Annotated in this window: 10 protein-coding genes; 6 read left to right on the top strand and 4 right to left on the bottom strand. The window is 37.4% G+C overall.

Features of this window, described 5'->3' with window-relative positions; genetic code table 11:
• Positions 1-2: 2 nt before the first annotated feature.
• Positions 3-623 carry a DUF2589 domain-containing protein gene (locus tag KFE94_17555; GenBank protein ID UTW66432.1) on the bottom strand — a complete coding sequence of 207 codons (621 nt, stop codon included), beginning with the start codon at positions 621-623 and terminating at the stop codon, positions 3-5.
• Positions 624-686: 63 nt separating this feature from the next.
• Positions 687-1,373 (bottom strand): DUF2589 domain-containing protein, encoded by a 687-nt coding sequence (locus KFE94_17550; GenBank protein ID UTW66431.1) that lies wholly within the window; start codon positions 1,371-1,373, stop codon positions 687-689.
• Between the two features lie 973 nt (positions 1,374-2,346).
• Between KFE94_17550 and KFE94_17545 the strand changes: the two genes are divergently transcribed.
• From KFE94_17545 to KFE94_17520, 6 genes are all read left to right on the top strand, one after another.
• On the top strand, positions 2,347-5,109 hold the full coding sequence (locus KFE94_17545; protein UTW66430.1) for a T9SS type A sorting domain-containing protein: 2,763 nt from the start codon (positions 2,347-2,349) through the stop codon (positions 5,107-5,109).
• Positions 5,084-6,511 carry a T9SS type A sorting domain-containing protein gene (locus KFE94_17540; GenBank protein UTW66429.1) on the top strand — a complete coding sequence of 476 codons (1,428 nt, stop codon included), beginning with the start codon at positions 5,084-5,086 and terminating at the stop codon, positions 6,509-6,511. The genes KFE94_17545 and KFE94_17540 overlap by 26 nt, the downstream gene beginning before the upstream one ends.
• 795 nt (positions 6,512-7,306) lie before the next feature.
• Complete coding sequence (locus KFE94_17535) at positions 7,307-7,534, top strand: hypothetical protein (protein ID UTW66428.1); 228 nt, start codon at positions 7,307-7,309, stop codon at positions 7,532-7,534.
• A 35-nt stretch (positions 7,535-7,569) separates the two neighbouring features.
• Positions 7,570-7,809, top strand: coding sequence for a hypothetical protein (locus KFE94_17530; protein ID UTW66427.1), 240 nt, complete (start codon positions 7,570-7,572; stop codon positions 7,807-7,809).
• A 35-nt stretch (positions 7,810-7,844) separates the two neighbouring features.
• Positions 7,845-9,650: an ATP-binding protein gene (locus KFE94_17525; GenBank protein UTW66426.1), complete on the top strand. Its 1,806-nt coding sequence runs from the start codon at positions 7,845-7,847 to the stop codon at positions 9,648-9,650.
• Positions 9,651-9,687: 37 nt separating this feature from the next.
• Positions 9,688-10,725, top strand: coding sequence for a hypothetical protein (locus KFE94_17520; GenBank protein UTW66425.1), 1,038 nt, complete (start codon positions 9,688-9,690; stop codon positions 10,723-10,725).
• A 23-nt stretch (positions 10,726-10,748) separates the two neighbouring features.
• Here KFE94_17520 and KFE94_17515 read toward each other — a convergent pair whose 3' ends face one another.
• Entirely contained in the window at positions 10,749-11,369 is a 621-nt protein-coding gene (locus KFE94_17515) for a JAB domain-containing protein (protein UTW66424.1), read from the bottom strand.
• Positions 11,370-11,474: 105 nt separating this feature from the next.
• A complete protein-coding gene (locus KFE94_17510; GenBank protein ID UTW66423.1) occupies positions 11,475-12,533 on the bottom strand; it encodes an AraC family transcriptional regulator in 1,059 nt (352 codons plus the stop codon).
• Positions 12,534-12,659 lie beyond the last annotated feature (126 nt).

Below are 12,659 nucleotides of genomic sequence, written 5' to 3'. Positions count from 1 at the left end.
TTTTAATTTTGTTGTGTATTATTCTTATTGTTTAATTCTACCGGACGGATGGCTTTTTGATAGAGATCTAAAATGATGTTAACCCCTACCGGTAGTGGGAGTGGAGCGGCATTGACTTCTACCTTAAGAGACGATGAGTTTTGCCTTCTCCGGGTTGTATTCGGTACATACTCTTTTGAATCATAACTGATTTTACCTTTTAACTGTGTTTTATCTGTCTGAGGAATTCCGGATGATGTCGCGTTATTATTGTTTTGCGTAATCTCCTGGTGGATTTCCATTTCAAACTGCACATTCACCTGATCTACTGCCAGGGAGTTAATCGGTATAATTGTTAGAATTGGTAAGTTGAATGTGGTTTCTATGGTTTTCATTTGAGGTGCGGCAGAGCCATTTTGAGCATCCTGATCCAATACTTGCTGTACCAGTAACATTTCGATCATAATTGGCTCGTAGCGCCCATTATTTTCGTTAAACCCGGTTTCCATCATATATGTGGTTTGCTCACGTTGCATCATTGCATTGGCATGAGCGGCAGCCTCCAAAGGCGCACTAATGATCTTTTCGATATGGTGCGATTTTGTAAACGTGGGATTAAATGGCCGTATATTCTTTGGATTCATGGTTTTTTAAATTTGATTAAAAACGAGCGGATCAAGATCCACCCGTTTAAATAAGCATGTTGATTAATTGACCTTAATAGGTTGAATGGCATTAGTGAATGCTTCAATAATGGTATTCACCCCTTTAGGCACCGGAAGTTGACCTGCATGCACGTTTACCGTGTATTTTGCAGAGTTACTTTTTTGGTAGTGCGTGCTGTGTGTTTCAGAATCTTTGTGATCGTAACTAGCACTTCCTTTTACAGTAGCGGAGAAAGGTCCCCAGCCCATTTTAGCTTCAAAGCTAGCCTGCGCATGTGTACTGTTAGAAATTGTTTTGTTGGTGTCTTCTGAGAAGCTGGATTTAACTTCCATTTCAAACGTAACATCTACGTTATCTACCCCTAAAGAGTTAATAGGGATAATGGTTAACAATGGAAGGTTAAATTGGGTAGTTACATTGTTGAATGTAACACCACTTCCAGATCCCGTTCCTGAACCAGAACCGCTGTCGGGCTGTACAATCACAGGTCTTGACAAAGACATTTCAATCATAATTGGTGTATAGCTTACACTGGCCCCTGAACCAGATCCAGAACCTGAACTGGTGGTTTTGTTAAAGCATGTGTCCAATAAGAAACTTGTCTGTGTCAAAGCCATGGAAGCATTACCCTTAGCCGCTGCATTCAACGGAGCTCCAATCAAGGAGTCCATCGGTAACCCAGAAAACTGCTGGGCCATCGAGACTAATTCTCTGTCTGTGTCTGCCATAATTTGACGTTTTTAAGTTATTAATTAATAGTAGGTTTCGCGAATCTACGTCCCAAAACTACCGAATCCGAAAGCGGATAAAACGGGTAATTTTACCTGTTTTGAAGGGGCGTGATTTATACTAGTTGTAGGGGTAATGGTTTGGTTATCTGAGTCTTGGTAGTTGTGCGGATGATTAATCGAGAAACAAACTGTACACTTTTTGATCACGGATATAGAACTTTGCTCCGAGCTTGTTTATTGGAGTTACGAGACTTGTCAAAAAGAATACTCTAACTTCCAGAGTACCTGGTCATATTAAAACGCTTATTTTCTCTATGTCCTTTTTTTACTTCGTGAGCTCGCAAGCTCGGTTGCTTGCTCCAAAAAAAGAACGACACTTCGATAGGCTCAGCGCAGGAAAAAGGGCTCTTTTTGGAAATATCGATAAGCGAATCACTACCGTGATTGCTTTTAAATTTCCTGCGGAAATTTTAAGCATAGAACATTACCACTGCCCAAAAAGACTCTCAAATAATAGGAATCACTTTCATGACTTAATTCGAGCTATAGAATCTGGAATGCTTTACAAGTGGCTTTATGAGATACTGCTTCGAGAGTGTCTTGTGCTGAGCTTGTCGAAGTAAGTCGAAGGGGAGTCCAAGTCTCCAATCAAAAGACCGGGATCATAAACTAAATCAAATTTTTTTGAAGCAATTTATTAATCAGTAAACCCAAATGATAATCACGCTTTCCATATAAATTAAATACCCATTTACCCTGATACAGAATTGAATAAATGAAATATAAACTTGTTTATAAAATGAAACATATGTTTCTTTGTGTGTGCAAAAGGAAAAATTTAATAACAAAATTGATCATCCAAAAATATGATTCCAATGGGGTACATATGCATTTCAGGGTTCACTTAACTTGGGCTAAACACGAAACACCTATCCCACTTAATTTTCTTATAAACCACATATAAATTAAAATGAAAACATTTTTAACCAAAGCATTTACTTTAGGTTTCGCAGCGCTCTTTAGCGTGTTGTTAGTCGCACAAGAAACCGAAATTCCATTTTTGAGTAATGACCCGGTAAGTCCGGCTCATTATTACTATCCCAACAAAGGGCAAATAGCCGATGATGATGGGCATTTGCACCCCGAAGTGCTGTTTTATACAGAAATGACTTCGCCATCATACTATTTTCAGAACAACAAAATCAGCTTTACCACTTTAAGACTCGATTCGATTCACCCCGATACCAGTTTACGGATCGATATGGAGTTTTATCATGGAACTGCTTCAATAAACACCAGCGAAGCAGCTGATAATCCAATTCCCAGAAACCAAAAAGAAGAACATTTAAACTACTATCTCCCGCATTGTGCCGATGGAATAGAGGAAGTACATGGCTACGAACGCCTCGTGTATGAAGATGCCTATCCAAATATCGATGTGGAGTTTACCAGTAATGTATCGGGGATGAAAGCCCGTTTTATTGTATACCCGGATGCAGATCCCGATGATATTTTACTGAAGTTTACCGGACAAGAGAACATAGTGGAACGTACCAACGGTGATATGGAGTTTTTGCTCAGTTCGTGGGAACTAAAATTCAGACAAGCCTATGCATACCAGGTGAGTAATGGACAACCGATTTTAGTGAACTGGACACCACTGTGGGTACATGATGGGAACGGCATTGTGGCGATTACTACAGGATCGTACAATGCCGACCTCCCATTGATTATTGAAATGGGCGGACCCGGACAAGTAGCCGCTGGCGGCTCTAATATACCACCATATTGGGGAACCTATTATGGAGGAGAAGGCATAGACGAAAACAAAGATTTTGATACCGACCCGGATGGGAATTTTTATACGTTAACCAATGTAAAAGGTGGTGGAGGGTCTTTTCCAGCCAAGAAAGGAGTTGATAACCCTAATAATCTGACGTTTAACATAATGATTTCTAAATTCTATTCATATGAAAAAAGGGTTTTCGCAACATATATTGGCGGGACTAAAGATGATAACGGAATGGCGATTGCCTATCAGGTCGTACCTGACGGAGTAGGCAACATTTACATAGGAGGATATACGCTTAGCGACCATCTGGAACATGGACAAAACACGTCCACGTTTAATCAAATCAAACAGCAGGGCTTGGATGGATTGTTGATGAAATTTGATGCTCAATTGGGACACAAAAGATGGGTAACCTATTTCGGTGGAAATGGCTCGGAGTATATTATGGATATGCAAGCCTCTACCGAAGAACTGTATATCTGTGGGGTGACCTCATCTACCAATACCGGAAATTGTAGTGGTACTGCGGGAATGCCCATGTGCAATAGTTTGGGTTCCAGCTTTTATCAAAATACCAATCAGGGTGGCAAAGAAGCTTTTGTAGCACAATTTAGCGCGAAACCACTGCAAACAATGGAATTAGAATGGAGTACGTTTTTAGGCGGACATCAAAATGATCGTGCCTATGCCATCGCGTATCAGTATAATAGTGTCACCCATAAAAACGATATCTACATTGCAGGAAAAACCAGCACCTCCCAAACCACAGGCTCATACAGTTCTCCCGCTAGTGCCAATACTAGCGGGAGTTTTCCTTTGGCCAATCCTCAAGGTGGGGCATATTTCCAATCGGTATTGGGAGCCACGGCATCTACCAACGCAGCCGATGGTTTTCTGGCCCGGTTTGATGAGCAGCGCCAGTTGGTATGGTCTACTTTTTATGGAGGCGATGGCGATGATCAGTTTTCCGATATCGCCACCAATGGCAATGGAATCACAGTGGTGGGATATACCGAATCGACCACAGACAATTCTGGTACATGTACCACCAATTTAAACGGAAATATTCCCAAATGTGCCACATCAGTAAATGCCTATCTGGCTTCTAATCAAGGTATGCGTGATGTTTTAATTACCCAGTTTAGCGATGCTGGTGTTTTGCAGTGGTCTACCTGTTATGGAGGTAGTGGGCAAGAGGCTTATTACGGATATGTCAATTGTGTGTCCGACAAAGCAGACAATGTTTACATCACCGCTAATTCTTTACCGAGTGCTTCAAGTCCGGCCAATATGAGTACGAGCGATCCGGGAGGGGTATATTACCAATCCAATAACCAACACATTACCGAAGGCGGATCAGGTTCGGATAATATCCTGTTGATGTTTGATGATCAGAATAGCAGATTGTGGGCTACTTATTATGGCGGTGGATGCGCTGGATGTACCAACGATCAGGGAGATGAATATGCAGAAGCTTTGACCGTGTTTAATGCAGAGTGGATTTATTTTGGTGGCGATACCAAAAGTTTAAATACCCCGCGTCATCAGTCCTGGGCAGGAGCGTATTATGACGATCAGCAAGGATCGATTTTAAGCAATACCCGTGTAAATGATGGTTATATCGCCAAGGTAAATGTTTCCAATTTAGCACTCTTCTTAGAGGAGTTGACGCAAAACGGTAAGCTGGAATATTTACAGGGCTATCCCAATCCGGCTCTAAATACCATTCATGTGCAAATGCCCTTTAGTCCATCTACCCAGGTGCAATTGATTATTTACAACAATCTGGGGCAGGAAATGCAACGAAAAGCTACTTTTACCGAAGGAAATCGTCTGCATCTGGATATTACCTCACTAAAGGGTGGAGTGTATTTTATGAAAATAGAAGTGAAAAACGATCCAAACGCAAAGAGCTATGTGTACTCATTTATTAAACAATAAACTATTCAAACTGATATCGCTATGCGGTATCAGTTTCTTGCTTTTTGTGCCTAATGCCTGGGCACAAAAGTGGGAAGGTTTGGGCATTGGTAATATTGGTTTGGCCTATTTCAATCATTTATCGGTCGATTCTGTGCAAGACAAATTGGTTTTAGGAGGAACAGATTATTTAACTCAGGTGAATGGTGTGTCGTCTTCGTCTATTTTAAAATGGACCCCTGAAAATGGTGTAGAAATTTTAGCCCCACATGATCTGAATCTTATGGGTGTGACGACCATTAATGATGTGCTGTTTTCTCATGATTCCATGATCGTGGTAGGCGATTTTGGTATAGCCATCTACAAAAACAACCAATGGATCTATAACTATACGAATACCAATCATGCGGTTTATAAGATTTTGCCTTATAAAAACCATTATTTATTAGCTCTGGGTTATAGTTATTTTCATCCACTAAAAAAGAATGCGCAACTTGTGGAATGGGACGGAGACACAACGTTTACTGAGTTTCAAAACATAACGGATGTGACCTATACTGGAGATGGCATTTTTGCCATGACGTCATATCAAGGTAATTTGTATGTGGGAGGAACAGGGAGTTACGTTTCGGGTAGTTTGATGAATGGTATGATGATGTGGAATGGACAAAACTGGTCGGATTGTGATAGTGGGATTACCGATGTGTCAAATCTGGGTGGAATCAATGATATGATCGAATATAAAGGCGATTTATATATTGGAGGGATGTTTTATCAAACCAATCATAGCAAAGAAAACATGATAGCCCGATGGGATGGACAAAACTGGAAAACAGTGGGTGGTGGTTTCGGCTGGGGATTGGCACCTGGTTCTGAGACTATTCGAGTTATGGAAGTCCATAATGGTTATTTATATGTAGCAGGACGGTTTGAAACTCCAGGTGGGATTCCCGCTAGTTCTGTTGCCCGTTGGGATGGGCATGAATGGTGTGGGTGTGGTTCAAGCTTTAATGGAGTGATTTCGGGGATGACGCACTATAGAGATACTTTATATGTGAGTGGAAATTTTAATGTTATTGACGGAGACAGTATTGTTAAAATTGCACGTTTTATTGGAGATGATTTTGCCGATACCTGTGGATCAATATCGGTGGGGATTAAAACACTGGAAGCCGAAAAGAAACAATTGGTGGGGTATCCCAATCCCGTACGTGAGTCTATTTATTTAATGCTGCCAGAATTACAAAATCAAGAAGTAGAAATACAAGTATACAATCAGGTGGGGCAGTTGATGTTCCAGCGTTCTCAATATGTAGCCAACCAAAAACTACAATTGGATTTATCCCAACTTTCTCAGGGCATGTACTTTGGAGAATTGATCACAAAGAATAAGAATTATGTGTTTTCTTTTGTGAAGGAGTAATGATGTAGACCTCGAATTACTTTGACCAACCATTCTGAAAATTATTCTATTCTTTTTGGCTTGATACTTCGCTCCCCTTCGACTCCGCTCAGGGCACAGCGCTCAGTGTCCGACCAAAAGAATCAACCGGAATGGAATGAAGGAAAAGCACAAATGAAAACTTAAAAGATGTGCTTAAAAAGTTCAAGGCTGAAGAAAGCTTTCTACCAAGACTTCCTAAGGCCGGATTCTCAAACAGTATTATTTTGCCGTAATGTATTATAACCTCTGAGAATACAATATTTCGCGGTCTTTTTGGGTAGAATAAAAGTTCAAGTCGTTAAGAATTCTTGAAGCCTTGGAGAGAATTTAGACTTGAATCTTTGGTTTTCCATGAAGCGTAGCGGATTGGAAAAATTCATTCCAAAAAGTGCCCTTTTTCCTGCGCTGAGCCTATCGAAGTGTCGTTCTTTTTTTGGGGCAAACAACCGAGCTTGCGAGCTCACGAAGTAAAAAAAGGACATAGAAAACATAGGGTTAAGGTTTAAAACGCAAAATACTTCTGAATACAAAGATTCTCTAAAGCAGTGGTTCAATCCGGCAAGAAACGTTTTACAGATCAACCCTCTCAAATATTCCTTCAAACCATTCCATTCCAATTTTTACTCAAAATTGAAGTTTAATATTTCTTGTTTAAAATCAGATTGTTATAAGATTTATATACGTAGTTACCACATAAGTGAAATACGTATTTACCCTGATACCAAAATTTAGAATGACGTTTTACATTGTAGCGTTTTTTTACAACAACCTACCATGCAAATAAAACTACTATCCATTTTAGGTTTAGCCTTACTCTCCGTAGGTTTTACTCCTGCTACACAAATCATAGATTCCACAACGGTATATGTATGTGGAAAAAGTACCATTTACCACACTGCTCGTACACATGGTGCACTGAAAAGATGTAAGTCTGGCATATCTGAAATGACCAAAGACATTGCTACAAAACAGGGCAAGCGCGCATGTAAGTGTAAAGGGTAATAAATGAAAACTAACCATTAAAAAACATAGATTAAATGCACAACAAACTCATGGTACTTTATGTGCTCGATATGGCACAGGAACACAACCCCAACATAGGTAAATACTTGAAGCATCAACGTAACGAAAACAGCGGTTATACCGTGATTTTGAGCAACGGTACCCTGGAAATACCCGAAGAACTGATTTTGGAAATGGAACAGCGCCCCATGGAAATCCATTTAGATACTGTAGAGCCTGTAGCTATGAGTTTTAGGGAGAAGGTGAGTTTGTGATTATCAAAAAAACAATCAAGATACAATAGTATTAAATGATAAAACTAAAGTTAGAAATTTCAAATAAATTATTCGACCCGTTTGAGATTGATTTACCTAACCTAACTGTTTTAACAGGTTTAAATGGGGCAGGGAAAACACAATTACTAGAAGCAATTAATAATGGGCAAATCGAAGTTCTTGAGAATGGGAATGTGATTGATAGAAAGTGGTTTAGAAATGAGGTTAGTCCAGGTAATAGTGGTATGGTAGATAATTCAATGTTAGACGATCATGTTGATCGCTTATGGAGAGATTATCAAACTTTTAGAAATCAAATTGGACAAAGAAACCCGCATGCCATTGAAGAAGCATTTACAAGTTCTATTAATGGATATTCTGTTTTTAAACAGATTGTAAACAATGCTAATAAAGAAATTCATGAATTAACACAAGACGATTTTTTTAATTATTATCCGCTTGATGATAATTCAGAACATAGAGGTGTTTTTTTACAAAATTTCGCTACGATATTCAAAAGATATTCTAATAAAATTATTAGAAATCAAATGAATCATTTCTGGAATGAAAAAGAAAAAAACAATAAGTACCCTTATTTGTCGGATGAAAAATTCAATAGTTTATATGGAGCACCTCCGTGGGAATATGTTAATTCACTATTGGAAAAAGCCGATTTGGATTATTATGTAAAAAAACCTGAATCCAGTTATCTAGGATCATCATTTAAGTTTAAACTCATTAATAAAACAAACTCTTTTGAGGTGGATGTAGAAAATTTGTCTTCTGGTGAAAAGGTAATAATCTCACTCATTTTTGCAATTTATAATTCTACTTCAAATACTAAATTCCCAAAGGTTTTATTACTTGATGAACCTGATTCTTCCTTGCATCCATCTATGATAAAAAAGTTTCTTGATGTAATTTATAATGTTTTCACATATGAAAAAGGGACGAAAGTTATTTTAACAACCCATTCTCCAACCACCATAGCATTAGCACCAGAAGAGTCTATTTTTATGATTGAAAGGTCTGGTAATCCAAGGATAAAGAAAATAAGTAAGGATAATGCATTAAAAATTTTGACTACAGGAATACCTTCTTTAAGTATTAATTATGAAAATAGACGGCAAGTTTTTGTTGAAAGTAAGAATGATGTAATGTTTTATGATAGCTTATATGAGAAATTAAAACCTAATTTGGAAAAGGATATATCCTTAAGCTTTATTTCGGCAGGAGATAGCAAAATTGATAAAAATGGGGGAGGTATTTCAGGATGTGCTCAGGTTAATAAAATTGTAAAAACTCTTAGAGACAATGGGAACAAGCAGGTTTGGGGGATTATTGATTATGATAAGAGTAATAAATCAAGTGATCATGTTAAGGTATTAGGAGAAGGAAAAAGATATAGTATTGAATCATATTTATTCGACCCTATTTTAATAGCGGCTTTACTTCTTAGAGAAAAGATTATCAAAAGAAGTGATTTAGGTTTGAGTGATAATCAAAATTATACTGATTTCAAATCGTTAACTGATAGTGAATTGCAACAGATTGTAAACTTTGTTGTTGACTCATTAAAAAATGAATTTGATACATCGGACAATGGATTAAATAATGTACCCTATTTAAATGGTAGAAGTATTGAAATACCAAATTGGTATTTGCTAGAAAATGGACATCAATTAGAAGATAAATTGATTAATACATATCCCCAATTAAATAAAATTAAAAGAAATGTTGAGTTTCGATTGAAAAAATCAATTTTAGAAAACGTAGTTGATGATATACCAGAATTAATCCCAAAAGATGTATTTGAAACTTTTAAACTATTACAACAGTAGTTTAAAAGCGAATGTTGCTAAGTATTAATTGAAAAAAATGAACAACCTCATAATAATTGGAAATGGATTTGATTTAGCTCATGGGCTAAAAACAAGTTATTGGCATTTTATTAACTATCTATTTAATGAAGAATTAAAGAATAAAGAAAAGTTCCCTGATTTACTTGTAATTAGTGATTCTAATAGAGTTTATAAGAGTTTTGATGATTGGAAGAAATATTCCAGAAGTTTAGATGAACCGTTTGGAACTGACAATTATTTTTTTAGAAAAATTACCAATGAATTGATTACTAATAACTGGTGTGATATTGAGACTCAGTATTTTTTAGAATTATTAATTGTCGGTGAGTTATCAAAGAGAATTGATCCTTTGTATGAGAACCCTGAAAAACTAAATGAAGATTTTGAAATTGTTAAAAAATATCTTTCAGAATTCCTTAAACAAGAACAGAGGAAATTTAAGCCTATTTCAGTATTCAAGGAATTTTTTAATAGCATGGTCCAGCAGGGTGATTTGATGATATTAAACTTCAATTATACCGATTCAATTAAACAGTATTTAAAATATGTGAAAAATGCAGATCGAATACAGTTAGTTCAAATTCATGGAGAGATAGATAGTAATAGAAATCCAATAATATTTGGTTATGCAGCTAATAATGAGGATTCTAGGGAGTTGTTAGGCTTGGGAAATAAGGAGTACTTAAGAAATATAAAGAAGCATAACTATAAGAGAACTAATGAAGAAAATAGACTAAAAGACTTTTTGGAGAAGGGAGATATAGAAGTTTCGATAATTGGTCATTCCTGTGGATTGTCAGATAAATTGATCTTAAATCAAATATTTAATGAACCTAATGTAAAAACTATTAGACCCTATTATTATCAGAGTTATGAGCATCATTTTGAAACATCGGTGAATATAGATAGAATTATGGATAACGATGAAAATTTCAAAAAGGTAGTAAACTTTGAAGAAAGTGTTATAATACCTCAAACAGAAGATTTAAAGAGTCAAGAGCTATTTGTAAGCAAAGTTGAAGAGATTATTAAAGAGAAGGATAGGCAGGTATGAATCATATAATTGATAAGTATCCCCTAAATCCCCCTAATATCACCAACCAATAAACCAGTCACTTTCTTGATGAATTTTTCATCCATGCCTTCAGCTTTAAGCTTTTTAGCCAAGTTCAATCTTTCCTCTTTACGCGCTTTATTCTTTTCAATATCCAATTTCCATTTTTGAATTTCGAGTTTTTCGCGTTCTACTATTTCAAATAGGCCAGAGGTGCGGAGCTGCTGCATGGCATTGGTGTTTTCGAGGCTGGTAAATCCTTTTTCCGAAATAATCAAATGATCCAGTACTTCAATATTAATGAGTTGGCCCACTTTAAGCATTCTATCGGTCATATCCAGATCGGCCTGCGAAGGTGTTAAATCACCACTGGGGTGGTTGTGTACCAAAATCATGCTTACTGCCAGTTTGTAAATTCCCATTCTAAACACATCGGGCGGGTTGGCATTTACCCGGTTTACGGTGCCCAGTCCAATGAGTTCAATAAACAAAATTTTGTTTTTGGTATCGAGTCCTACCACCCAAAAATGCTCTTGATTGCGGCTTATTTTGTTTTCGCGCAGTAGGATTTGCTGCATGATTTTGTATACATCATCAGCATTCAAAATCTTGATTTTTTGCTCAGGTGTTAAACGGACATTCATAAAATCAAATATACGATAGTAAAGCGTAAAAGTATTTGATAATGGGAGGGAATGCAATAGAAAAAATACGATAAAAAAGAAGCCTCGTGAGAATGGGTAAACCAGCTAGGTTTTCTCGGCAAACTCCCTGGGTGTAATGCCTTCCATTTTTTTAAAGGCCGCGTAAAAGGTCGATTTAGATTTAAATCCGGCTTCGGTGGCCAATCCCATGATGCTCAGATGCTGGTTTTGACCGTTGGAAAAAGCTTCTTTAAAATGCGCTACACGGTAGGCATTAATAAAATGATAGAAATTGTGCCCGTAACATTGGTTAATGATTCGGGAGAGTTCACGATCTCGCATCTCTAAAGTATCTGCCAGTGATTTTAACGAAAGTGTAGGGTGGGTATACAATTGCTGGTTTTCAATTTGTTTTTGGATGCGTTTAAAAGTAGCCCGATCATCTGATGAAGGTTGCTGTGTTTCCTTTGCGGGTTCTTCCGTAAAAAATACCTCCGGTTCGGTTTCAAATATCACCGGTTGGCGTAAGCTCGCATAACCCATCCAAATCACATTGATTACGGTAAAGTAAATAGAAAGCTCCGAAATAATCCCGGACAATAGATTGTCTCCAATCAAAGCAGCCAGTGTATCGTCCATCCACCAAAAAACAATAAACCCCATATTGATCACAGCCAGCAATCGCAGCCAGTTCAGTTGTTTGTTTTCAATACTCGAAAACAAGTTGCGAATGTGCTTGTTGTGCAAATCAATCTGTTTTAAAATCAAATACAACATATATAGGTTGATTGCACCAATCACCGTAAAATAGAGCCCAAATAGGATAGGGTGTGGCTCTATTTGAAAAATGAATAGGATGAATGCCAGTAGAATATCGGCCAATACCAATAACAAAAAACGTTTATGAATCGGCCAATTGGTTTTCCAGGTTTGCGTTACCGTGGATGCGTAATACAACAGGATGGTAACGAATAGCAGTGGAGAATTAAAGATTAATGCCACGATATCGTATACCGGGTGATCAAAATAATACTCCAAAGCTTCGGATGCAATGGAAAACCCCAATGCAATGAATATAAAACCCAGCAGGATATTGGAAAGTCTGTTTTGGGTATAGAGAAAACAATAGTGTAATCCCAAAAACAGGCAGATAGTGACTGCCACGAGCTGGATAATTAATATGTTTTCCGGGATCATCATCAAATACTAAAACAATGATACGTAAATACCGAGATGTTGTTATGCGGACGGGGGTGGTTTTATAAGATGAGATAAAGCTCCGATATTTTA

It is taken from the genome of bacterium SCSIO 12643, assembly GCA_024398135.1.
Taxonomy (GTDB): domain Bacteria; phylum Bacteroidota; class Bacteroidia; order Flavobacteriales_G; family Salibacteraceae; genus CAJXZP01.
The sequence above is the reverse complement of the archived record's forward strand: the minus strand, read 5'-3'. Positions and strand labels throughout refer to the sequence as shown.